This is a genomic window from Arcobacter sp. F2176, from assembly GCF_004116465.1.
Lineage (GTDB): Bacteria > Campylobacterota > Campylobacteria > Campylobacterales > Arcobacteraceae > Arcobacter > Arcobacter siniprincipis.
Genome location: NZ_PDJV01000005.1, coordinates 81,523 through 105,923 on the forward strand (window position 1 = coordinate 81,523; position 24,401 = coordinate 105,923).

The window sequence follows — 24,401 nt, forward strand, 5'->3', positions numbered from 1 at the left end:
TTATAATTTTAATCAAAGTCATACAACTCCTCCTAACATAAAATTTATTTATTACAAAACCTATTTGATAATAAATATACGTAATTATACCATAAAATAAATTTTATTTGGCAAAAGTGTTACTAAATGATACTATATTTATAAATTTTTAAATAATATGTTATTTTTTATTGTTTTAAAAGAGTTTTAGTGATAGGTATTTTTTGAAAGTTCAAGGCTAGAGTGGAAATTTTGTTAGGAGCTTACTGAAGTAAGTGAGTAATAAAATTTCTGCGATAACGCAGAAATTTCGAAAAAGAGCTATTAATAAAACTCTTTTTTAGAAGTCGTCGAAATCGATGCTACCTTTTGAATAGTTCAACACATTCCCTTCGAAGAAATTCGTTCTTTGGTCATTGAAACTACTGTATCCATCTACCCATGGAATAGGGTGCTTAACATTGTATTCTGGTTTATATCCTACTGCATCTAATCTTTTATCTGCTAGGTATTGGATATATTGTGTGATGATTGCATCTGTGAAACCTAAGATTTGACCTTGAGTAATGTATGCTCCCCATGCAGCTTCTAGTTCTACTGCTTTTCTAAACATAGCTCTTACTTTTACTTCTAACTCAGGAGTAAATAAATCAGGTCTTTCTTTTCTTGTAGAGTTAATCATGTTTTGGAAAAGTAGTAAATGCGTTACTTCATCTCTTTGGATGAATTTAATCATTTGTGAGCTTCCTAGCATCTTTCCTGATTTTCCAAGGGCATATATAGCTGCAAAACCTGCATAGAAGTATAATCCCTCTAAGATTTGATTTGCAAACATTGCTAAAACCATTTTTTCATCTGTAATATCATCAGATAAGTTATCATAAACAGCTGCTATGTAGTTATTTTTTTCTCTTAATTGAGTATCAGTTTTCCATTTGTCATAAATCTCATCTGTATTATCAGAAATTGATTCAACCATAACTGCATATGATTTTGAGTGATTTGCTTCTTCGTATGATTGTCTTGAAAGACAAGCATTGATTTCTGGTACTGTTATATAAGGATTGATATTATCCATCAAGTTATTTGTTTGTAACGAATCCATAAAAATTAGCTGGGATAATACTAAATCATACATTCTCTTTTCAGCAGGTGTTAGGTACTTATAGTCCTTTGCATCTCCTGTCATTTGAACTTCTCTTGGGAACCAAGTATTTGCTTCCATAGTATCCCAAAGATTTAGAGCCCATTGGTACTTCATTTTTGTGAAGTTTATCATACCATCTGGGTTACCACCAAAAATTCTTCTATCGCTTAAACTCTCTTTTGAATCTGGATTATATATTGTTTTTCTAGCCACTTTTTTACCTTATATTATTTTTATCATACAATGGGAAAATCAGGTTATCTTATTGACAACCTGCACACTCCATACTTCTATCTTCTACATCATTTGAAGCTTCAGGTGATTGACTTCTTAGGTAATAAGTTGATTTTAAACCTAACTGCCAAGCTAAAGTATAAATCTGATGCATATATTTTCCACTTGCTTTATCTAAAGAAAGGAAAATATTTGTACTTTGACCTTGATCTATCCATTTTTGTCTTACTGCTGCTGCTTTGATTATATCCAATTGATCTACTTCATAAGCTGGTGTATAATAAGACCAAGTTTCAGGGCTAAGTTTTGGAACAACTACTGGAATAAGTCCTGATAAGTTCTCTTCGTACCATTTTCTTTTGTATACTGGTTCAATAGCTTGAGTAGTTCCAACTAAAATAGAAATAGATGATGTTGGAGCAACTGCCATTAAATAACCATTTCTCATACCATCTTTTTTAACTTGTGCTCTTAGTGCATCCCAATCATAACCTGTATCAAATAAATCTTTTTCTACTAAAGCATTAACAGCTTGTGGTGCATGATCATGTGGCATAATACCTTTTGACCAATTTGAACCATCAAATGTAGGATATTTACCTTTTTCTACTGCAAGTTCAGCACTTGATTTAATAGCATTGTATGAAATTGATTCCATAACTTTATCTATTTTTTTCAAGTGGTCAACACTTCCCCAAACAAGTTTTTCTTCCGCTAGCATTTGAGCTTCACCCATAACACCAAGACCTATACTTCTTGATTTTAGATTTGTAGCTTTTACTTTTCTAAGAGGGTAGAAATTTAAATCAATAACATTGTCTAACATTCTAATAGCAGTTGGTACTACTCTTTCAATATCTTCTTTTGTATGGATTTTACTTAAGTTTACAGATGCCAAGTTACAAACAGCTGTATCTCCATCTGTCTTCTCTTTTTCAACTATAAATATTTTTTTACCACCTATTGAATCCAATGCTGTAACTTTATTAGCTTTTTTAACGATTCCAGAATCTACTTTTATAGTATCCTCTTCATCATGAACTTCTATTGAACCATCTTCAAACTCTAATTTTATCTTGTATTTATTTGGATTTGTATTTTGAAATATCTCTGTACATAAATTTGAGCTTCTAATATGTCCAACATGGGCATTTGGATTTGCTCTATTTGCATTATCTTTAAAACAAAGGAAAGGAGAACCTGATTCAAAATATGAAGTTAAAATTTTCTTCCATAAATCTTTTGCTTTGATTCTATCTTTTATAATTGAATTATCATGTTCATACTCAATATATCTTTTTTCAAAAGCATCACCATGAAGTTCACTTAAATCTTTTACATCATTTGGATCAAATAAAGTCCAATGAGAATCTTCCATAATTCTTTGCATAAATAAATCAGAAATCCAAAGTGAAGGGAATAAATCATGTGCTCTTCGTCTTTCTTCTCCTGAGTTTTTCTTCAAGTCAAGGAAATCAGAAATATCCATGTGCCAAGGCTCTAAATAAACAGCAATGGCACCTTTTCTTGTACCTAGTTGATCAACTGCAATTGCAATATCATTTGTGATTTTTAAAAATGGCACCGTACCACCAGCAGCACTTTTATGTCCATCAATCGCACCACCTAGGGCTCTGATTTGGTTCCAATCCCAACCAATACCACCACCATATTTAGATAATAGTGCCATCTCTTTATAACCATCAAAAATACCTTCAATATTATCAGGACTTGAACCTATATAACAAGATGATAATTGATGTCTATTTGTTCTTGCATTACTTAAAGTTGGAGTTGCTAACATAACTTCAAATTTAGAAACAACATCATAAAACTCTTTTGCTCGAGCTTGTTTATCATCTTCATCTTGTGCTAAGAACATAGCAATACCCATAAACATATGTTGTGGTAACTCTATTGGGTCAGAATTTTTATCTTTGATTAGATATCTATCATATAAAGTTTTAATACCAAGATAATTAAATTGTAAATCTCTTTCTGGTTTTAAATAACTATTTAAATCCTCTAAATCATATCCAGTTTCAAGTCCTGGAATCATTCTTCCTGCATCTTGCGCAATTTTAATGTAATCTGCTAGATGAGCATAAGCTTCACCTTTTACACTATTTGTTGTTCTACCAACTCTATGGTATAAATTAAAAATAAACAGTCTTGCTGCAACAAAAGTCCAATTTGGAACATCTATATCAATTTTTTCTATAGCTGTTTTTATTAAAGCATCTTGAATATCAGATGAACTCATTCCATCTATAAACTTAATTTGAGCATCTAGTTCTAGCTCACTTTGAGAAACTCCTTCAAGTCCCTCAGTTGCTGCTATTGACATCTTTTGGATTTTAGTTATATCTAAAATCTCTTTTCTTCCATTTCTTTTTTGAATCATTAAAGCCATTTAATTACCTTTTGATAGATATTTTTATTATTTAAAAACTCTTTTAAAAATTGCATCTACATTTTTCGTGTAGTAGTCAAAATTAAAACACTCTCTTATTTGTTCTTCTGATAATGAATTTCTTAATTCATCGTCCCCTAATAAATATTGTAAATATAAAGATTCACCTTTTTCATTTGTACTAGGTTTACCTTGTTGTATCTCTTCCCATACTTTCATTGCATTTCTTTGTACTATTCTATAAGCATCTTCTCTTGAAACTCCAGCTTTTGGAAGCTCTAATAATACTCTTTGTGAAAATACTAATCCACCAGTTAAATTTAAATTCTTCATCATATTTTCTGGCATAACTGATAAGTTTGCAATTACACTGTTCATTCTATGTAACATAAAATCACTTGTAATAAATGCATCTGGCAACCAAAATCGCTCAGTTGATGAGTGAGAAATATCTCTTTCATGCCATAAAGCAACATTTTCCATAGCAGGAGTTGCATATGATCTAATCATTCTTGCTAACCCAGTTATATTTTCTGTTAAAATAGGATTTCTTTTATGTGGCATAGCTGAACTACCTTTTTGCCCTTTTGCAAAATACTCTTCAGCTTCATAAACTTCTGTTCTTTGTAAGTGTCTTACTTGCACTGCAAACTTTTCAACAGAACTTGCAAGTAATGCTAAAGCAGTTGCAAGTCTTGCGTATCTGTCCCTATGAATTACTTGATTTGAACAAGGCTCAGGTTTAAGTCCAAGTTCAGCCATTGCATACTCTTCAAGTTCAAGTGGTGCGTGAGCAAAGTTACCCATAGCTCCAGAGATTTGTCCTACAGAAATAACTTCCATAGTCTCTTCAAGATTTTTAAGATGTCTTGATACTTCATCATACCAAACAGCTAAAGTCAAACCAAAAGTAATAGGTTCACCATGAATACCATGACTTCTTCCTACCATCAAAGTAAATTTGTGTTCTTGGGCTCTTTTTTTAATAGACTCCATTAACATCTTTACATCTTCGATAATGATTTTTAAAGAGTCTCTCATTTGAATTGCAACACCTGTATCAACGGCATCTGATGAAGTCATTCCATAATGGAACCATCTTGATTCTTCTCCTAATGATTCAGATACACTTGTATTAAATGCAATTAAATCATGTTTTGTAACAGCTTCTATTTCTTCTATTCTTTCAACAGAAAAAGTAGCATTTTTTACTATCTTTTCACAATCTTCATCTGGAATAAGACCTATTTTATTCCAAGCTTTTACAGCTGCTTTTTCTACTTCAAGCCACGCAGCATATCTCGCTTCTTGAGTCCACTTTGCGCTCATCTCTTCTCTTGCGTATCTTTCAACCATTCATAAATTCCTTATAGCACTTTTTAATTTTTTGTATTTTTATCATAAATTTCGATTTTTTTTACTATGATATGTTATCTACTTTAGTCAAAGAATCTTATTAATTTTTGGTTAATTTTTACTTAATTTAAGGATATAGTTTTGCCGTTTATACTAAAAGAATACCCCGCACTTTCTGGAGAAAAAATCCAAGTGCATTTAGTCAAAAATCTCAAGATAAAGACCTCTACAGCGCAAAAGTCTATTAGCAAAGGTAGAGTTTTCGATGAAGCTTTCAATACTTTAAAGTATGGAGATATTATAGACTCTGATTTGATTTATATGGCTCAATTTGAAGGTCATACAAGAGGTTTGAACCCCCTATTTCAAACCAATTTCTTTGCTATTTTTGAAAAACCTTCTGGAGTTGTTGTTCACCCAATCAGTAAAAATACTGAATATTGTTTATTGGATGAAGTTCGTTATCACTTTGGAGATGATGCCAATTTAGTACATAGAATTGATGCAGAAACTTCTGGCTTAATAATGTGTGCCAAAGATAGAGACATAGAATCTAAACTAAAATTAATGTTTGAAGAGAAAAAGTATCAAAAATCATACTTAGCCATAGTAAGAGGTCACATAAAAGAGTCAGTTATTATTGATACTTCCATACAAAAAGAGGGTAAAAATATAGGTGTAAGAATGGTTGCAGGAGAAGAAGGAAAAAAATCTAAAACAATAATCAATCCTATAAAATATGATGAAAAAAAAGATTTAACTTTAGTGGAAGCCCTACCCGTAACTGGAAGACAGCACCAAATAAGAGTGCATCTTTATTCAATAGGTCATCCTATTTTTGGTGACCCAATATACGGTGTTGATGATGACTTTGCAGATGCTTACTTAGATAGACTTTTAGATGATAAAAGAAGAGAAGAAGTTAGTGGTTCACATAGACTATGGCTTCATGCAAATTATTTAGAATTTAATTATGAAAATACTTTATATAAAATTTACTCTAAAAACAAAGATCTTTATAATCAGTTTTTAGATGATAATTGATTCTATGAAGCTAATGTACAGTTAAAACAATTTGAAATATCATTGCACTTAGCGCAAGCAGGTGCAGTTTTACCAATACAATCATATAAATACTTTTTCCATCTTACATCTGAGGGCTTTAGTTTTGCTAGTGAACTAAAATTTGCACTCATTAGTTTTCCCATTACTTCCCTGGTTGGTAAACCCAAATCAGAATAAAGATGTCCCATTTGTATAGAAGTTTTTGCAATAAGTGGGGCTAAGGTTATTTTTATTTGTTCATTATTTGCATGTTTAACCAAAAGGGCTAAAACCTCTTTTTCCATTAATTCTAAATCTCGCATAATAGACTCCTTTAAATTGGTCCCCAATTTTAAGGAAACCTTTTATTTATTACTTCTTTTACCAGCAAAAATAAATTTTGCTTAAAGAAACAAACCCTAAAGAGGACAATGAGTTGTCCTTATTTATAAATCACAATATTCAAAATCCATTCCCTCAGGTCTTTCTAAGCCCTCATTATCTGCTAAATATAAGTTTTTTAGTTTTTTTAATTCAAAAAAAGAGTCTGGTAACTTTTCTACATTATTATCTTCTATATCCAACTCTTCAAGATTTTGTAGTTTCCCTATGTTTTTGGGAAGTTCAATCAAGGAGTTTGAACTAACACTTAAATTGTTAAGGTTAGTTAAATCACATACCTCATCAGGGAGTTTTACAAGATAATTGTTATCTAAAATAAGTATTTTCAAATCTTCTAATTTACTAATATTAAAATCTAAAGATTTCAAGGAATTATCACTCAAATCAAGTTTTATAAGCATATCATGGGATTCTAATGAAGGTAAATCATCTATTTGATTTCCCTCTAACAATAATGTTTGTAACTCATCTATTTGGGAGATAGATTTAGGTAGCTTTGTTAGATTGTTAAATGAAACATCAAGGTAATACAAAGACTTCATCTTAGAGAAACTATCAGGTAATTCGTCTAACTCATTTGTATCTAAAGAAAAATACAGAAGTTTTGATAATTTACCCAATTCCACATCAAGTTTTTTTATCTTATTTGCAGCAAGAGTCAATCTTGTAATACTTTTTAAATCATATAACTCTTTTGGCAACTCTTCTAACCTGTTCCCGTTTAGATTTAAAATCATCAGTTTCGAAAGCTTTCCAATACTACTTGGTATTTCACTTAAAAGATTATTCTCACATTGTAAGTTTTTCAAGTATTTAAATTCACCAATACAATTAGGTAATTTCTTTAATCTATTATTTGATAGTTTTAATACTGTAAGATTTTGTAATACCCCAAACGATTCAGGCAATTCTCTAATTTTCTTTTTTGATAAATCTAAGTGGGTCATACTATTTATATCATCAATATGAGTTGAGATGAAAGAGTTCAAACCATTGACATTTACCCATTTAATAAAGTCTTCTATTTCACTTCTCATTTTATCCCTTTAATCTATCATTCATAGCATCTATTAAAAATGAAATTTCTTCATAATCAACAAATCCAAAATCGACCATATTAAACAATGCCATAAGAGGTTTTCTACAACAGGTTTTATTACATCCTGTTACTAGTTTTTTAGCTTTTTTATATGGAAGATCCGTTTTTTCAAATATTTTTACTGCATCAAGAATCGATTTCTGTCCACACTCACAAATAAGTTTATTTTTTAAATCTTCCATGTTATATCACTTTAAATAAGGATGTTCTTCTAAAAAACTCTCCACATCTTTCATAGCCAAGCCTATCTCTTCACTAAGTTTTGGCAACTTATCATATTCTGTCCAAATTGTATCTTCAACTATGTCATGTACGACACCAGCCTTTTCAATAACTTTTCTTTTATATTTTGCTAACTCTTTTTTCTTCTCTTTTTGCTCTTCTGTTAAATCTACCATCTTCTAGTCTCCTTTTCTGTTTATTAAAGTGCATATAAATTCTCTAACTTTAGTTCAGGCTTTTCACCTAAATAAAGCAAAGAAAAATTTCCATCTTTTTTAAACTTATAACTCTCATAGAGTTCACTTATCTCTTTTATGTCTTTTGGGATAAAAGCAAATATTTTCTTTAACCCTCGATAATACAAAACTCCTCTTAAAAGCTTTTCAGCATCTAAGTAAGATTCATTTTGCATAAGCCAAGGTGAGATTTTTATATATCTTTTATTTACAACATAAGAGTGCATAAATCCACTTGTTGTTGATAGTTTCAAAGAGTTTGTAAATACGCAATCTTTTTTTATGTACTCTTCTCTGTCATCTAAAAAGACTTCCCTATCTATTTTTCTAGAGATATCATCATAGTTTTCTCCACTTACTTGTTTCGCAGTTGAATTTGAAAAGTTAAAAGCAACAGCTTCTCCACTATGCATATATCTTAAAAACTTTGAATGTTCTTGAAAATTAAAAGCAGTAAAATATGAAGCTAACTTATCTTCTATTAGTACATATATATTCATACTTGACACATTTTGCACTAATAACTTAATAAGTCGTGTAAGTACATCTTTGTGTGTATCCAAAGCTTTAATTACATTTATAAATACATGTTTACTAAAAGCATAAGCACTAACTACCCCTACAATTTTACCATCTTCATAGGCAGCAAAACAGTATTGAGGGAATATCTCATATGTTTGTTTTAACAATTCCAAGTCAAAAAGAGTATCACTTTCTAATATACTAGAAAGTTCTTCCTCAAAATCATTTCTTAAATATCCAACGAACATAAGTATAACTCTTCCAATTCTTTTATATCTAACACTTTTTTTCTATTTGTAACCATTTCTCTAACCAATGGCAATAACTTTTGTAGGCTCTCTTTTGTAGGAGTGATTCCTAAAGTTTGTAAGTGAAAAAGTAAAGTAGATGTTCCTGAGTGTTTTCCTATAGGGAAATATCTCTCTAATCCAACTTCCATTGGAGTAAACGGCTCATAAGCACTTTTTGATTTCATCATTCCATTTACATGAATACCAGATTCATGGGAGAAGATATACTCTCCAACAATAGGTAAATTAGTATCTATTCTTCTATTTGATGCTAATCCTACTGTTTGAATAAGTGCTTTTAATTTATCAGATTTTATTTGTGTATCTTTTCCAAGAAGTCTTGCCAAAGTCATCAATACTTGTTCAAAAGAGGCATTTCCCGCGCGTTCACCTAACCCAATAACGGTAGTATTAGCACTTTTTGCTCCTGCTTCATAACCCGAAATAGCATTCGCTGTTGCCATACCAAAATCATTATGGGTATGCATTTCAATATCAAGTAAATCTAACTTTGTAAGCTCACTAATATTTTGATAAGTTTTTGTAGGAGTTAATATTCCAACTGTATCACAATATCTAAATCTATTTGCACCAAGACTTTTTCCTAGTGCCAAAATCTCTTTTAAAAAGTTCAAATCAGCTCTACTTGAATCTTCTCCTCCAATGCAAACAAATAAGCCTTCTTTTTTTGCATGAAGAATCACCTTTTCAAGTTGAGATAAGACTTTTTGTTTATCTCCACCAAATTTCACATCAATTAAGATATCTGAAACAGGAATTGATAAATCAACTGATTTGAGCCCACACTCTAAAGAAGCTTCCAAATCGCTCATTGTTGCTCTATTCCAACTCATGATTGGAATAGGAAGATTTAAAGCTAAAATTTCTTTTAGGTCTTCTTGTTCTTTTTTTCCCATTGCAGGAATTCCAACTTCAAGTTCATCTGCGCCCGCTTCATAAAGTTTTTGGGCAATATCTAATTTTTCTTTTGTATTAAATGCTACATAAGGAGCTTGTTCGCCATCTCGTAATGTTGTGTCATTTATAAGAAACATTATTTTGCCTTTTGTTGGATTAAAAGTATAGTTGCAAAATCTATTCCATAGAATTTAGAAGTTAGGTTTTACCCTAACTCTTTCTCTGATTTTGATTCATTAGCAAAGAAATATTTTTGAGCTGCTGCAAAAACTGATTTTTCTATTGGTTGAAGTGCATAAGAATCATCAGAAATAAGATTAATAGATTTTAACTCATCTTGAGGACAACCACCAATTTTTTCTGTTAATAAAATATCCACATCTTTTAAAGTATTTTTTATCTCTTCAATTGGATATGAACCATCACAATCTTCAGGACCTTTACAGTAAGCATTTTCAACTTTTCTATGCATTACAAATTTGATAGCTTTGTCACCAACTTCGTAGATTAAAAACTCTGTAGCATTACCAAAGTGTAAATTTACTGTTCCTTCACCCGCAGTTGTAACAGCTACAAGTTTAGTTTCACCAGTGGAACTTAGTTCTTGTTTACTTGCTTGTTCTATTTTGATTCTGTCATTTGCAGCATCAAGTGCAGCTCTCCAGTTTTCAATAACTTCATGTTTTTTTGCTCTTGCCTCCATGTTATATTGAGTTTGTAACTCTTCCCAAGACATATTTTGGAAAACATCAGGAGTAAACTCTTCTCCTCTATCTTCACCAATCAGTCCAACAGCATCTGCTCGACATTGTCTACAGTGAGACATTAGTTTCATATCCATTCCACATGCTTCTTGTGCAGCCATTACTTCCTGATCAGTTGCGCTTGCTTGTCCATTTAGTCCATAATATGTACCATACTCTTCTTTTGAAAGAAGTGGCATAATATTATGTAAGAATACATTTAACTCTTTAAGTTTTTTAGCTACATTTACTAACTCTTTATCATTAACTCCTGGAATTAAAACAGAGTTTGCTTTTACTAAAATACCTCTTTCAGTTAGCATTTTGATACCTTTTAGTTGTTGTTCTAAAAGAATTTTTGCTCCTTCTGCCCCAAATACTTTTTCATGATTCCAGTGAACCCATGGATAAATCTTAGCACCGATTTCTCCAGTTGGATCAACTGAATTAATAGTTACTGTTACATGATCAACATTGTATTTAACCATTTCATCAATATAATCTGGAAGTCTAAGTCCATTTGTAGATAAACATAATTTTTGATCTGGTGCTTTTTCATGAAGCATTCTAAAAGTATCAAATGTTTTTTTAGGGTTTGCCAAAGCATCTCCTGGTCCTGCTATTCCCACAACTGAAAGTTGTTGAATATCACCACCAACATATAAAACCTTTTTAACTGCATCTTCAGGACTTAATTTAGCTGAAGTAACACCAGGACGGCTCTCATTTGAACAATCAAATTTTCTATTACAGTAGTTACATTGAATATTACAAGCAGGTGCAACGGCTACGTGAATTCTCGCGTAGTGTTGGTGAGCACCTTCTGAATAACATGGATGATTGTTAATCTTATCCATAACTTCTTGTTGTAATTCCTCTTGTGTACTACTAGATGTACAAGAACAACTCATAGTATCTCCTTTTTTTATTTCTGTTTTACTTTATGCATATTGCGTTCCTTAAACTTTTTAGGAATGAAATATGCATCTATAGAGTTTATTAAGGAGAATAAAATGATTCCAATAATTTTTTATGAAAAAATAGGATGTGTAAATAACACCAAACAAAAGAAGAGATTAAAAGAGTTTGGATTTAATGTTATTAGTACAGATTTATTAAAAACTAATTTTTCAAAAAAACAACTACTTAATTTTTTTGAGAATAAAAGTATAAAAGAGTGCATAAATCCAAATGCTCCTTTAATAAAAAACAATGAGATAGATTTAGATAATACTTCTGATGAGGAGTTACTAAATCTTATGATTTCAAATCCTATTTTAATAAAAAGACCTCTTATAACAATTGGTACAAATAAATTTTGTGGATTTGATTTAAATAAAATTTTAGATTTTAAACTAAGGGAGTTAAGATGAGTATACAAGATAGTATAAAAGAGCAACTTCTCCAAGAAGTATTTTCAAATATAGATAATATATATGATTTTATGGAGACAAGATTTGATATGGATAAACACTGTGATGAAGATATAATAAAAAAACTAAATGAACTTAAAGATGTAGTTTATAAGGTATCAACACTTAGTGACCTATCATAAACAAATAGGTGATGAGTAATAGTTTTAGTCAATTTATTTATACTCATCACTTATTCATTCAATCTAATTCATTGTCATTTCTAACATTTTCCCATTTATAATTTCACCAAACTCAACACCATAATCATAACATTGAGCTAGTTCTTCTGTAGTGGGTATTAGTTTTATTTTTAAAGAATCCATTGGAGGAACTCTAAAGTTTAGGGATTTTAATCTATGTAAAATCATATCAATAGCTTCACCACTCCAACCATAAGAACCAAAGGCACCTCCTGTTTTTCCCTTTTTTTCCAACAACATCATACATGAGAGCAGATCCCAAACAGGTTTTGGGGCATCTGCATTAATTGTTGGTGTTCCTATTAAAACACCATCACTCTCTTCAAGTATATTTATCATATTTGATTCTTCAATAGAGGCTAAATCATATACATTGGTGATGATTCCATCAACACTTTCCGCACCTTCAAATATAGCTTCAGCCATATCTTTAGTATTTTTGTAACTTGTTAGATAAAAAATAGACAAGATTTTTTTACCATGTGCGCTATCTTTATAGTTATCTTGGCTCCATTTTCTATAATAATCAATATACTGTTTTGGATTATCTCTTAATATTGGTCCATGTAAAGTTGCAATCATATCAATTTCAAGCTTATCATAAAGTTTGATTGCATTTAGGGCATAAGATTTAAATGGCCTCATAATATGGTCATAATAATATTTAAAAGCATAAAAAAAGTCTCCGACTAAATCATCAAACAATCTTCTATCATGGTAATGACTTCCAAAAACATCACCTGAAAATAGCAACTTATTTTCTACCACATAAGAACTCATAGTTTCAGGCCAATGTAAATATGGAGTTGTAAGAAATTTAATTGTTTTATCGCCTAAGGTCAAACTCTTATTTGTCCAAACTGTCTCGAAATCTATATTTTCATTTCTTGTGATTGCTTTTAGCATAGGTGTTGCTTGAGGAGAGATTAGAACTTTTGCTCTTGGAGCTCTATTAATTAGCTCAGGAATTGCTCCTGCGTGGTCCGGTTCTAAGTGATGTGAGATTACATATTTAATCTCATCGTAAGAACACAAAGATTCTATTTTTTTAAAAAACTCATCTTGAAACTCTAATTTAACCGTATCTAGAATAATCACACCCTCTTCTGTTTTGATTAAATATGCATTATATGATGAGCCATTGGCTGTTTTCATAATAATATCAAAGGTTCTAATATCTGGATCAAATGATCCTATAAAATAAATGTTTGGGGCGATTTCTATTGGTTGATTTGTATCCATCTTAATCTATTAACCTTCTCATCCAAATGGGAGGATTCTCCTTCATTTTGACTAATTTATTTAAAATATCTTCTATCTTTTCATCTTCACTGCTTGCTTGCATAGGAAATATTTTTGAAGCTTTTACCATAAGGGCTGCTTTTGGTCCTATTTGTTGTACATATAAGATGTCACACCCTTCACAACACTCTATTTTATAATTTAACTTCTCTATTTCATCTTCTATCTCAATAGAAGAGTCAACTGATTTTATAAAAGAGAAACTATCATCTTTTATTTCATAGATATAAAACTCTTTGCACCAACCAAAGTGTTGATTCACATAAATATTATCTTTAGAAGCAAATGCAATTCTCATAATATATATAACCTAACTCTTGGGTCAATTACTTTTTCTAAAGTACCTTTTATCATCTCATAGGTTCCCGTACTTGCAATCGAACATCCAACACAGGCACCTTGATAGGCAAGTCTTAGTTCTATTTCTGGCTCATTTACATAATCTATTAGTAAAATATTCCCACCATCTTTTAATAAAATTGGTCTAATAAATCTATCTAAAGTATCATTTATGATTTCTAGCTGTTTTTCCATAGTTTGGGCTCTAAAATGTTCATTTAATTCTACATTTTCGACTAAAGGTTTATCTATGCCAGTTAATTGGATAGTTGCCATTGTATGACCATTTTTTGCAGCTTTTAACATACAATCAAAGCCCTCTTTTACACCTTCAAGATTTTGTCTATCTTGAAGTAAAACAAGCGCCAATCTAAAAGCTGCTTGGGTATGGTTTTTTCTAACTGCTCTTCTAAAGTACTCTTTTGCCTTTTCCATATCTTCTTCAACACCAATTTTTGTTTGATACATAAGTGCCAAATTGAAATTTGCAGAATCATTATCATAAGAACTAGCTTTTTCAAACCAATCTTTGGCTATAGAATAATCCTTTTCTACACCTTCACCTTTTAAGTACATCAAACCTAGATTTGTCATAGCTTGGTCATTTTTTAGTTTTGCTTCTTCTTCCCAAATACTATAGGCTTTATCAAAGTCTTTGTTTTTGTATGCAGCTAATGCTTCCCTATGTTTCATAAATCTTCTTCCTTCATTTGGCTTTGGAATTTCTCTGTTTGCTTCTAATTCTCTTTTTATATGTTCTTCTAAATATGTATGTGCAAGTTCAACTGCCTCATCAAAATCTTCACTTGAAGCTTTTATATCAAAATCAAAAAATTCTACTAAAAAAGCATCTCCAACTTCATTTTCTCCACTATATGTTTCAAAGGGATAATCTAAAGCTAGATAATATTCTAAATCTTTTTGCATATTTACTCGATTAGTTTTTATCACACTCACATGAGCAAGATGTTGTTCCAGAGTCCAATAAACTCTCACAATTCTCTTTTGTAACAACTTTGCACGACTTGTTTAAAATATTTCTATATATATCTTCTATTGTCAAATAAGTTTTTGCTGCACTGTAAACTTTTACTTTATTTTCAGCTAGATGATTAAAAACACCTTCTCCCATATGATAAAAAATCGTGCTTTTTGCACCTAAATCTTCTACACATTTTGCTGTTTCAAGCCCATTGCCACAGCCAACATTTTCTTTTACATTAAAATATCCAGAGCTTAAATCTAAGAGGGCAAAATATGGAGCATTTCCATATAAATCAGAAATTACCGTTGAGTCTTCTTTACTTAAGGGTATAGCAATCATTTTAAATCCTTTAAATCATTATATTTTTACCATGCAAAATCCATTCCACAATAAAAAAAGGAACGCTTATTGCATCTATGATAATTAAATGTCAGGGTAAGAGATTATCCTCTTTAGTGTTTTCCTACAAAAGTAGATAACAAAGGAACTAAAATGGTAAATAAAAAACTAATTCAAGAGTTATTAAGTGAAAGTGCATGTTCTCACAATAAAGAAAAAAAATCATCTTGTGATAAACCAAAACCAGGTGCTACTAGTGGGGGATGTGCTTTTGAGGGGGCTCAAATTGCACTTTTCCCTTATGCTGATGTTGTGCATCTTGTTCATTCTCCTGCTACTTGTATAGGAGCTTCATGGGAGACTAGACAAACTCTAACTTCACATGAGGGGGAGAATAATACAATCACTGGATATACAACAGATGTAAATACAAATGATGTGATTTTTGGTGGAGATAAGAAACTAGAAGATGCTATTAATTATATAGTTGAAAATAAAAATCCAAAGGGAATTTTTGTCTATGAAACCTGTGTTACAGCTATGATTGGTGATGATATGGATAATACTTGTAATAGAATGGAAGAGAAACATGGTATTCCTATAGTTGTTATTCACTCTCCTGGGTTTGTTGGTGGTAAAAACTTAGGATCAAGACTTGGAGGAGAATCAGTTTTGCACCAACTTATAGGAACAAAAGAACCAGAAGAGATTCACCCTTTCGGAATAAATTTAATTGGTGAATACAATGTTACAGGTGACATGTGGCAATATACTCCAATATTAGAAAAAATAGGGATAAAAGTAGTTTCAACCCTAGCAGGTGATGGAAGAATAGAAAATATTCAAATGGCACATAGGGCAAAACTGAATGTAATTGTTTGTGCTAAATCACTTATCTCTCTAACAAGAAAGATGCAAGAGAGATACAATATACCATATATAAGTATCTCATTTTATGGAAAACGTGATACAACAAATGCAATTATGAGTATAGTAAATGCCTTTGGAGATGAAAAACTTATCAAAAAAGCAAAAGAAGTTATAGAAGAGGAAGAGACAAAACTTGAAAAAGCGCTAATTCCATATAGAAAAATACTTGAAGGGAAAAAGGCTATTTTAAATACAGGTGGGAATAAAACCTGGTCTATAGCATCTGCCTTACAAGATATAGGTATAGATGTGGTTGCAACAAGTGTAAAGAAAGCAACCTTAGAAGATAAAGAGATTTGTGCAACATATGTAAAAATACTTATGAATGATCCAGGAACCCAACAAGCAAAATTAATAGATGAACATAATATAGATATTTTATTAGCAGGTGGACGAAGTTTATATACAGCTATTAAGAAAAAAGTAGCCTTTGTGGATGTAAATCAAGAGAAAAAAGTAAGTTACGGAGCATATAATGGACTTATAAATTTAGCAAAAGATGTTTCTAATGCAGTTAATAACAAGGTATTTAAAGTAGTCGGAAGTCCAGAACCTTGGAATTAAGAAAAATCACTTAATTAATTATATTTTATCTAATATTAAGAAAGTATTAATATAATGTTATTATGACTTTGTTAAAGGATAAATATGATTAATATAACAAATATAAATAATTTCAATGCCTTTGCTAATATATCAAATACACTTAATACCAATCCTAAAAGTTCAACTTTAGAAATAGAAAAAGATGAAGTTAATGTACAAATTACTGCTTTTACTAAAAAAGTTGAAGGTGATTATTCTACATATAGTGCAGCAGAATTAAGTGAACTCTCTTATAATGAAATAAAGAAAAATTATGAAGAGATTAAAAAGGAATTAGAATCTAGGATGAAAGAATCTCAAGATATTCTAAATTCTGAATCTTTTAAAAATTATCAAAAAAGATCTCTTATTAGTAATCCCTCTGAGATAAGAGGTGGTTCTAAAGACCATGAAGTATATTTGAATGAAGTTACATCAAAGTTTATGAATGAAGATAAAATCACTGATAATATGCTTGATAAGCAATACGGAGAAGTAACAAGAGTAAATAAAGAGACACAAGACTTACTTAACTTTAATGATAAATTTAAAATTGTTAATTATTTTGATAATGACGAAATAAATAGAGCGATATATTCTAATTATGAGGATAATGCTCAAGTTTTCTATGACTATTCCGATCCTGCTGACTTAGATGGTTCTGATGGTTTTTTTGCAGGAAGTTCTTACTCTATCCAAGGTACAGATCTTAAACAAATTGTACAATCAATTGAAGATGCAACTGAATTTATGGATGCTCATGGATTTATATCATCTGATAAACAATTTGATAGTCAATATGGTTATAATCATGGCTTTATGATTTCAGGAAAAGAAATAACAATTTCTAATAAAACATTTAGCCTCTATGAAGTCAAAAAAAGTGTAAATAATGATTATTCAAAAAATGAGAATAATCAAATTAAAGAGAATACAGAAGTAGATTCAAAAACAGAAGAAATAAAAAATGAAGATACTAAACCAGATTATAATACCTATTCAGCTGCTCAATTAAGACAGATAACTTTTGATGAAGCTAAAAAAAATTATGAAGATTTAAAAAAAATTTTAGATGACTCTTTAAAAAATATTTCTAGTCTTAATAAAAAAGATACCGATAATCTACTTGCTTTTAAAGCCCAATTAGAAAAAGTAGCTTACTTAAAAGATGATACTTTAAACGAAACAATATACAATAAACTTCAAAATATAGAAGATCCTAAAGTGGCAGTATGGAGTAATTTAGCTATTAATGAAAATATAGAAAACCTTCAAAATGGAAATCTTGATTCCATCATAATTGATGGGTTATTATTCTATCCAAGTGATATTCAAAAAAATGAAGATAACAAAGATAATGCTGAAAATCAAAAAGAAGATAAAAATCCTCCAAATACACAGCAAATGGATGCAAAACCCTTAAATCTTGATTCTATTATAGATATTGTAGAAAAATCAGCTAAAAATGCAGGTCAAACACCCCCAAAAACCTATAACAAAAATATTATAGAGGCATATTCAAATTTTATTTCTCAATACAATGAGATCAAAAATAATCTATTTTCTTAGATTTATATAAAAAGCCGTTATAATTACTTTTATAAAATAAAGGGAAAATATGGATGAAGAGAAAATAAGGAACTATTTTTTTTATTTGGCTTGTATAGTAGTTATTATTGCCGGAGTAAAAATAGCCAGTGAAATTGTAATTGTCTTATTTTTAGCAATATTTATTTCATCTATAATATCAACTTTAATAAAAATCTTAGATAAAAGACATATTCCTAAACTCATCTCTTATTTATTAGTACTTGGGTTTTTCACACTTATTTCATTACTTTTAGCTTACATTGTAAATATCTCTTTAAAAGACTTTATAACAAATCTTCCAACTTATGAAGAGAAATTACAACAAACTATTGTAAATATTATTTCATTAGCAGAAAACTATGGCTACTCAATTGATAAAAAAACTATTTTAGATTCTTTAAATCTAAACTCATTTTTTGGAATTACTACAAATCTAATTGGAAGTATTGGTACATTTTTATCTAAATTTTTACTTATTATCATTGGTATAGGATTTATTCTAGCCGAATCAAAATCTTTTGAAAAAAAGTTAAAAATACTTTTTAGAAAAGAGAGTGATAAAATAGAGCATTTCAAGCTTTTTTCAAATAATATACAAAAATACTTCTTAGTAAAAACAGCAACTAGTTTTTTAACAGGATTTTTAGTAGCTATAACTTTAATATTTTTTGATATTAGCTACCCTATACTTTGGGGAGTAATTGCAATGTTATTTAATTTTATTCCAGTAGTTGGGTCTATAATAGCAGCCGTTCCAGCAATACTTTTGTCTTTTTTAACAAGTGATTTAAATACTACTTTGATATTAATAGTATTATATCTTGCCATAAATATTTTTATAAGTAATATTATCGAACCAAAATTTATGGGAAAAGAGCTTGGTCTTTCTCCTTTAGTTATATTTTTCTCATTGATTTTGTGGGGTTGGGTATTGGGAATAGTAGGGATGTTTTTAGCAGTTCCTATTACAATGACATTAAAAATTGCCTTTGATTCAAATAAAACTACTAAATGGATATCCCTACTTATGTCAAGTGTAAAAGAAGGATAAAAATAATTATCCTTGATTTCCTAATACAGCTTTCATTAAAGTTGCATTATTAGCTAATTCAGTATTATTATCATACTCCAAAGGAGCTTGTTCATAAGGTACAGGCTCTAGACTACTTGAACTTACGTCTGTAAATTCTCCTTTCATTAGGTCATCAAATTCAGAATCCTTTGGAATATTAAATTCACCATTAGTATCTGTTTTAAAAATACCAGAACTAAAACCACCAGTTATTTCCCCAATTGTTGCCATAAGTAACTCCTTATAATTTATGTTAAATATTTAAAAAGAATAAAATAGTTATGCTTCTTTTTCCAATAAAGCTTTCATCAAGGCTGCATTATTTTTTAAATCATAACCTCTTTCTTCCATCCAGTTGGCTACTACTTCTTTTTTATACTCCAATTCTGTTTCTGCATAAGATTTATATTCTGCTTCCTCATCCCAGTTTCCATCCTCATCTAAAAAAGGATGTTGGAAATAACCTGTAAGTGGAATTTTTGTAGGTACAGGATTTTTTGGGTCAGAAAAATCATATCCATCAAGATAGACAGTTTCAGGAGGGCGATAAGTAGCTTCAGAAGTTATTACTTTAAGTTTTTCACTAAAATCACCAAATTGAGAGTTTTCTGGAATATTTAAATCAATTGGGTTTTTATTATTGTTATTTGTTTGAAAAAAACCAACATTAAAAATATTCACAACGTCATCAATTCCAGACATAGTTACTCCTTAATTATAATTTTGTATTATTTAAATAATACAAAATTATAAGAGCACTTACCTTAAAATTAGATTAAGATAATTATTTTAGAGATTATTTTGTTATTTTAATTTTAGGAACACTATTTGCATATATATTGAAAATAATATAGGAAATATCATGGAAAGTATAAGTGCAAAACCTCTACAATTAAACCCTATCAAACTATCTCAACCCATGGGAGCGATGCTTTGTTTTTTAGGAATAAAAAACTGTATGCCACTTATGCATGGAGCGCAAGGTTGTGCTTCATTCTCAAAGGTGTTTTTTACAAGACATTTCAATGATCCAATAGCAGTTCAAACAACAGCTGTAAATGATATAACAGCTGTAATTGATGGAGGAGATTATGCGATTTCTGAATCAATTAAAAATATCACTAAAAAAGTACAAACTGATCTTGTAGGTCTTTTTACAACAGGTCTTACGGAGACAAAAGGGGATGATATAAAAGGGGCTTGTTTACTTGTCCAAGACCAACAAAAAATGGTCTATGTAAATACTCCTGATTTTGAAGGTTCTATTGAAAGTGGTTTTGCAAAATCTATTGAAGCAATCATTGACCAACTTGTTGCAAATGCAAGTGAAGTTGATGTGAATAAAGCAGTAATTATTCCAAATGTAAATCTAAAACCAATAGAGATAGAAAAAATCAAAGACACAATAGCATTATTTGGTTATGAAGTTTTATCTCTTCCTGATTTAAGTGATTCATTAGATGGTCACTTAGGATTAAAGCAAGGTGCTTTAAGTAGTGGAGGAATAACAGTAGAAGATATAGAGAAATTAGGAACTTGTTCACTAGCTATTAGTATAGGAAGTAGTGTAAAAAAAGCTGGAGATAAATTAAAAGCAAAAAATGAAAATATGAAATTACTACATTTTGATTCTTTAGGTGGATTAGAAGATAGTGATAAGTTTTTCAAAGCCCTTTGCCAAATCAAAAATATCTCAACTCCCCATCCAAGTATTGTTAGATGGAGAAAAAGATTGCAAGATGCTATGCTTGATTCTCACTTTGCAATTGGAAGTGCTTCTGTTGTATTAGCCCTTGAACCTGATCAATGTATAAGTATTGCAAATACTATTATTGAAGCAGGGGCAAATATAAAAGCCATAGTAACTACCCATAAAAATGATTTACTAGATAATATAGAATGTGAAAATATAATAATTGGTGATTTTGAAGATGTTGAAAAATATCTAAAAGAAAGTGACATATTAATATCAAACTTTCATGGGGAAAGATACACAATGAGACATGAAAAAGCTCTTATGCTAAGAGGTTTCCCTGATTTTGAAGGAGTTGGTAATCAACTTAAAAATGATATTTTATATGAGGGAAGTACATACTTACTTTTTGAGTTAGCAAACCTAATAAACCATCATAATCAAGGGGCATTTCATGGGCATTAATTTACAAAGACCAATAGTAAAAGCATTAGGTTTAGAGATGATAAATGGAACTACAAGATTATTGGGAATTCCAAAAGACAAAATACAAGTTGTGATTTCATTGCCTGATATTAAAGCCTTTAATGAACAATTAAACGATGCAATAAGCTTTTTCGAAAATAGAGCTGAAACTTTTGTTATCACTATGAGTAGTATTGATGAGTGTGAAGAGATAATAAAAGAGTTTGAACTAAAAGAGGGGCTAATCTCAAGAGAATACAAAGAGTTCTCAAAAATCTTTAGTGTAAAGGATGAGAAAAACCAGCTAAAAAAATCTTTAATGATAATTGATACAAATTGTCAAATAACACATAAGGAAATTTTATAAATGGAAGTAAAATACAAAAAAGAGTTTTATATCTTAAAAACAAAAGAGAGAAAAGTTGACTCTGAAGCACCAGCATCTAGAGTTGAGATGTTAAATGGAGAATCCAAAGTTATAGGTATGATGGCACCTAAAATACAAATAATGCTCACTTCACCTAATATAAAAGATTATAACAATGGTTTACATGACATTTTGAAAAAATTTGAATCAAAGATTTTAGTATATATTATAACAAATAGCCCTATTAGTGATATTAAAAAAGTTGCAGCTGTATTTGGATTGAATGAGGGTAATCTCTCAAATGACTTTAATAAATTTTCTTTAAAATTTGGAGTGAATTTAAATGAAAATTTAATTGCAAAATCGGTATTTATTATAGATAAAGAGGGTGTAATAAAATATAAAGAGATACCTTCAAATGCTGAACATAAACTCGATTTAGATGAATTTGAATCAGCATTGGAAGAAGTTATTAACACCAAAGTAAAAGGCCATACTCACGAGAACTGGATGAGTGTATGAAAACTTTATCTATTGAATTAAAATCATGGTTAAAAAGTAATAACTATGATGAAAATGACTTAAATAAAGCAGGTAAATATGGAAACTCTGCTGTAATGAAAGCAGCAAGAGAAGGAAAAGTAAATCTTGTAAAAGAGTTATTAGAGTTAGGTGTTGATTTAAATATGAAAAATGTAGATGGAAATTCTGCACTTTGGAATGCCTGTTTTGCTTCATCTTATGAGTGTTTTGAACTACTTGTAAATGCTGGTATTGAAATAGATTCAAAAAATGTAAATGATGTAACAGCTTTGATGTACTGTGCAAGTGCAGGAAAAGAAGATTTTGTAAAACTTCTCTTAGAAAAAGGAGCCAATAGCTCTTTTGAAAATCTTGATGGATTTAAGGCTATTGATTTAGCAGTTACTCCAAAAATCGTAAAAATGTTAAGAAATGCAAGAGTTTCATAATCAAACAGACATTACACAAAAAAATGCTTTTTTGCAAACCCAATTTATAAATTGGCAAACTCAAGCAAGGGCATATAAAAGCTATCCAAAATTTTATAGACGCTTTAAACTTGATGATTATGAAGAGTTACAATTTATAAAAAACTTTGGAAAAATTTCATATACAAAAAAATATGGAAAGGATGAGGTAAACTTAAGAGTAAATCCAAGTGCTGGAGGGCTTTATCCTTGCGAAATTTATATTCAAATAAGAGGAATCAAAAAGTTTTTAAATGGTATTTATCACTATGAACCAATAGAAAACTCTTTAACTTTAATTCATGAATTAAGTAATGATGGCTTAGAAAGTTATATGAATATAAAACAACAAAAGTTTATCTTCTTGCTTAGTAATGTATATTTTAGAAGTTCATGGAAATATGACAAAAGAGCTATAAGGTATCTATTACTTGATACAGGTCACCAATTAGGTTCAATTTATGCTTCATTAGTGTTAGAAGATTTAGAACATCTTTTCAATTTTAGATTTAAAAAAAAACAACTAAATAAAGCCTTCTCTTTTGATAACTATGAACACTTTGTGGCTTCCATTTATTCAAGTGAGTATAAAGATATAGAGACAAATAGACTAAGGGAGAATATTCCTTTTGTTAACCCTTGTGATTATTATATAAAAGAGCCATTTATTGAAGAGTTTTATTCACACTCTTATCATAAAAATTTTGATAAATTGGAAATAGACTTTTTAAAAGAGTTATCAAAAGAAAATCTACAAAATGCTATTGATAAAAGAAGATCAGTAAGGGCATTTAAACAAGAACCTATCAATAAAGAAGATTTTGAAACTATTATGCAAGGTATTATTAGTTTTGCAAAAAAATATCATATAGAAATATATTTTATAAATCACCTAATAAATACTCTAAAAAAAGGGATTTATAAAGAGTTTAAACTACAAAAAGAGGGTGATTTTAGTGAGATATCAACAAATTTAGCCTTTAATCAAAAAATAGGAGGGACTTCAAGTGCTACTATATTTTTCACTTCAAAAATAAGATCAAATTACTCTTTAGCTCTTATACTTAGTGGTTTTTTAGCTCATATTATTGCTTTAAAGGCAACAAATCTACAAATAAACTCCACTGGAATTGGAGCTTATTTTGATGATGAAATACAAAATACTTTAATCACTTCAAACAATATCTTATATTTAATGGCGGTAGGAAAATGAGTAAAGAGACTTATCATCAACTATATAAAAAATATGATCTTTATAGAAGTGATATTTATATGTTGTGTGAAGAAAAACCTGCTGAAATTTTATTTCTTTTTGAAGAAGTTTGTGATGAACTAATAAAACCACTTCCTATAAATAATCAATTACCAAAAGAGTTTGTACAAAGCGCAAAATCATTTACATCTCAAAATACTTTTACAAATGTTTACTTTGCAGAGCTCACAAATAGGGCATTTTTCCTAAGTGACCTTATAGATTTTCTGGCACTAATTAGAAGTAAAAAAACTACTTAATTTTTTGTGGAAC

At 29.9% G+C, this 24,401-nt stretch carries 28 protein-coding genes; 12 read left to right on the forward strand and 16 right to left on the reverse strand.

The features are described 5' to 3' along the window. Positions 1-319: 319 nt before the first annotated feature. Genes CRU95_RS06375 through purB form a run of 3 tightly spaced genes read right to left on the reverse strand, consistent with a single transcriptional unit; the run spans position 320 to position 5,129 of the window. A complete protein-coding gene (locus tag CRU95_RS06375) occupies positions 320-1,339 on the reverse strand; it encodes a ribonucleotide-diphosphate reductase subunit beta (protein WP_129100311.1) in 1,020 nt (339 codons plus the stop codon). 49 nt (positions 1,340-1,388) lie between these two features. Continuing rightward, positions 1,389-3,773, reverse strand: a complete 2,385-nt coding sequence (locus CRU95_RS06380) for a ribonucleoside-diphosphate reductase subunit alpha (RefSeq protein ID WP_129100312.1) — start codon at positions 3,771-3,773, stop codon at positions 1,389-1,391. Positions 3,774-3,800: 27 nt separating this feature from the next. Further along, positions 3,801-5,129 (reverse strand): adenylosuccinate lyase, encoded by a 1,329-nt coding sequence (purB, locus tag CRU95_RS06385; RefSeq protein WP_129100313.1) that lies wholly within the window; start codon positions 5,127-5,129, stop codon positions 3,801-3,803. 141 nt (positions 5,130-5,270) lie between these two features. Here purB and CRU95_RS06390 point away from each other — a divergent pair, with 141 nt between their 5' ends. Continuing rightward, positions 5,271-6,173: an RluA family pseudouridine synthase gene (locus CRU95_RS06390; RefSeq protein ID WP_129100314.1), complete on the forward strand. Its 903-nt coding sequence runs from the start codon at positions 5,271-5,273 to the stop codon at positions 6,171-6,173. A 2-nt stretch (positions 6,174-6,175) separates the two neighbouring features. On the opposite strand, the gene CRU95_RS06395 is transcribed toward CRU95_RS06390, so the two are convergent. The 7 genes from CRU95_RS06395 to nifB form a co-directional block, all read right to left on the reverse strand. Beyond that, positions 6,176-6,496 (reverse strand): nitrogen fixation protein NifQ, encoded by a 321-nt coding sequence (locus CRU95_RS06395; RefSeq protein WP_129100315.1) that lies wholly within the window; start codon positions 6,494-6,496, stop codon positions 6,176-6,178. A 123-nt stretch (positions 6,497-6,619) separates the two neighbouring features. Continuing rightward, the gene (locus CRU95_RS06400; protein ID WP_129100316.1) at positions 6,620-7,612 is read right to left on the reverse strand and encodes a leucine-rich repeat domain-containing protein; all 993 of its coding nucleotides are present in this window, start codon (positions 7,610-7,612) and stop codon (positions 6,620-6,622) included. 1 nt (position 7,613) lies between these two features. After that, complete coding sequence (locus CRU95_RS06405; RefSeq protein ID WP_129100317.1) at positions 7,614-7,856, reverse strand: hypothetical protein; 243 nt, start codon at positions 7,854-7,856, stop codon at positions 7,614-7,616. A gap of 6 nt (positions 7,857-7,862) precedes the next feature. Continuing rightward, complete coding sequence (locus tag CRU95_RS06410; RefSeq protein ID WP_129100318.1) at positions 7,863-8,072, reverse strand: CCE_0567 family metalloprotein; 210 nt, start codon at positions 8,070-8,072, stop codon at positions 7,863-7,865. Positions 8,073-8,095: 23 nt separating this feature from the next. Beyond that, the gene (locus tag CRU95_RS06415; protein WP_129100319.1) at positions 8,096-8,902 is read right to left on the reverse strand and encodes a hypothetical protein; all 807 of its coding nucleotides are present in this window, start codon (positions 8,900-8,902) and stop codon (positions 8,096-8,098) included. Further along, positions 8,884-9,999 carry a homocitrate synthase gene (gene nifV, locus CRU95_RS06420; RefSeq protein ID WP_129100320.1) on the reverse strand — a complete coding sequence of 372 codons (1,116 nt, stop codon included), beginning with the start codon at positions 9,997-9,999 and terminating at the stop codon, positions 8,884-8,886. Before nifV ends, CRU95_RS06415 begins: the two co-directional genes overlap by 19 nt. Positions 10,000-10,067: 68 nt before the next feature. Continuing rightward, positions 10,068-11,516, reverse strand: a complete 1,449-nt coding sequence (gene nifB, locus CRU95_RS06425) for a nitrogenase cofactor biosynthesis protein NifB (RefSeq protein ID WP_129100321.1) — start codon at positions 11,514-11,516, stop codon at positions 10,068-10,070. Positions 11,517-11,618: 102 nt separating this feature from the next. On the opposite strand from nifB, the gene CRU95_RS06430 reads away from it, so the two are divergent. Further along, entirely contained in the window at positions 11,619-11,978 is a 360-nt protein-coding gene (locus tag CRU95_RS06430; protein WP_129100322.1) for an ArsC/Spx/MgsR family protein, read from the forward strand. Then, a complete protein-coding gene (locus CRU95_RS06435; protein WP_129100323.1) occupies positions 11,975-12,160 on the forward strand; it encodes a hypothetical protein in 186 nt (61 codons plus the stop codon). Before CRU95_RS06430 ends, CRU95_RS06435 begins: the two co-directional genes overlap by 4 nt. A 63-nt stretch (positions 12,161-12,223) precedes the next feature. Here the strand turns inward: CRU95_RS06435 and CRU95_RS06440 are convergent, their stop codons facing one another. Genes CRU95_RS06440 through CRU95_RS06455 form a run of 4 tightly spaced genes read right to left on the reverse strand, consistent with a single transcriptional unit; the run spans position 12,224 to position 15,185 of the window. After that, complete coding sequence (locus CRU95_RS06440; protein ID WP_129100324.1) at positions 12,224-13,462, reverse strand: FprA family A-type flavoprotein; 1,239 nt, start codon at positions 13,460-13,462, stop codon at positions 12,224-12,226. A 1-nt stretch (position 13,463) separates the two neighbouring features. Continuing rightward, a complete protein-coding gene (locus CRU95_RS06445; RefSeq protein WP_129100325.1) occupies positions 13,464-13,820 on the reverse strand; it encodes a NifB/NifX family molybdenum-iron cluster-binding protein in 357 nt (118 codons plus the stop codon). Beyond that, positions 13,817-14,788, reverse strand: coding sequence for a NifU family protein (locus CRU95_RS06450; RefSeq protein ID WP_129100326.1), 972 nt, complete (start codon positions 14,786-14,788; stop codon positions 13,817-13,819). The genes CRU95_RS06445 and CRU95_RS06450 overlap by 4 nt, the downstream gene beginning before the upstream one ends. A 10-nt stretch (positions 14,789-14,798) precedes the next feature. Beyond that, positions 14,799-15,185 (reverse strand): NifB/NifX family molybdenum-iron cluster-binding protein, encoded by a 387-nt coding sequence (locus CRU95_RS06455; protein WP_129100327.1) that lies wholly within the window; start codon positions 15,183-15,185, stop codon positions 14,799-14,801. A gap of 153 nt (positions 15,186-15,338) precedes the next feature. Between CRU95_RS06455 and CRU95_RS06460 the strand changes: the two genes are divergently transcribed. The 3 genes from CRU95_RS06460 to CRU95_RS06470 all read left to right on the forward strand — a co-directional run bounded on the left by CRU95_RS06460 (position 15,339) and on the right by CRU95_RS06470 (position 19,341). After that, positions 15,339-16,679, forward strand: coding sequence for a nitrogenase component 1 (locus CRU95_RS06460; protein ID WP_129100328.1), 1,341 nt, complete (start codon positions 15,339-15,341; stop codon positions 16,677-16,679). An 84-nt stretch (positions 16,680-16,763) separates the two neighbouring features. Beyond that, positions 16,764-18,269, forward strand: coding sequence for a hypothetical protein (locus CRU95_RS06465; RefSeq protein WP_129100329.1), 1,506 nt, complete (start codon positions 16,764-16,766; stop codon positions 18,267-18,269). A 49-nt stretch (positions 18,270-18,318) separates the two neighbouring features. After that, positions 18,319-19,341, forward strand: a complete 1,023-nt coding sequence (locus CRU95_RS06470; protein WP_129100330.1) for an AI-2E family transporter — start codon at positions 18,319-18,321, stop codon at positions 19,339-19,341. Positions 19,342-19,347: 6 nt separating this feature from the next. On the opposite strand, the gene CRU95_RS06475 is transcribed toward CRU95_RS06470, so the two are convergent. After that, entirely contained in the window at positions 19,348-19,593 is a 246-nt protein-coding gene (locus CRU95_RS06475) for a hypothetical protein (protein ID WP_129100331.1), read from the reverse strand. Between the two features lie 48 nt (positions 19,594-19,641). Beyond that, complete coding sequence (locus tag CRU95_RS06480) at positions 19,642-20,064, reverse strand: hypothetical protein (protein ID WP_129100332.1); 423 nt, start codon at positions 20,062-20,064, stop codon at positions 19,642-19,644. 160 nt (positions 20,065-20,224) lie between these two features. On the opposite strand from CRU95_RS06480, the gene nifN reads away from it, so the two are divergent. From nifN to CRU95_RS06510, 6 genes are read left to right on the forward strand one after another with little or no spacing between them, the layout of a single operon-like run. Further along, a complete protein-coding gene (nifN, locus tag CRU95_RS06485; protein ID WP_129100333.1) occupies positions 20,225-21,520 on the forward strand; it encodes a nitrogenase iron-molybdenum cofactor biosynthesis protein NifN in 1,296 nt (431 codons plus the stop codon). Next, positions 21,510-21,887, forward strand: a complete 378-nt coding sequence (locus CRU95_RS06490; protein ID WP_129100334.1) for a hypothetical protein — start codon at positions 21,510-21,512, stop codon at positions 21,885-21,887. Before nifN ends, CRU95_RS06490 begins: the two co-directional genes overlap by 11 nt. After that, positions 21,888-22,409, forward strand: coding sequence for a hypothetical protein (locus tag CRU95_RS06495; RefSeq protein ID WP_129100335.1), 522 nt, complete (start codon positions 21,888-21,890; stop codon positions 22,407-22,409). Further along, a complete protein-coding gene (locus CRU95_RS06500) occupies positions 22,406-22,858 on the forward strand; it encodes an ankyrin repeat domain-containing protein (RefSeq protein ID WP_129100336.1) in 453 nt (150 codons plus the stop codon). Before CRU95_RS06495 ends, CRU95_RS06500 begins: the two co-directional genes overlap by 4 nt. Next, positions 22,842-24,089, forward strand: a complete 1,248-nt coding sequence (locus CRU95_RS06505) for a nitroreductase family protein (protein WP_129100337.1) — start codon at positions 22,842-22,844, stop codon at positions 24,087-24,089. The genes CRU95_RS06500 and CRU95_RS06505 overlap by 17 nt, the downstream gene beginning before the upstream one ends. Continuing rightward, positions 24,086-24,388, forward strand: a complete 303-nt coding sequence (locus tag CRU95_RS06510) for a hypothetical protein (RefSeq protein WP_129100338.1) — start codon at positions 24,086-24,088, stop codon at positions 24,386-24,388. Before CRU95_RS06505 ends, CRU95_RS06510 begins: the two co-directional genes overlap by 4 nt. Positions 24,389-24,401: the final 13 nt, after the last annotated feature.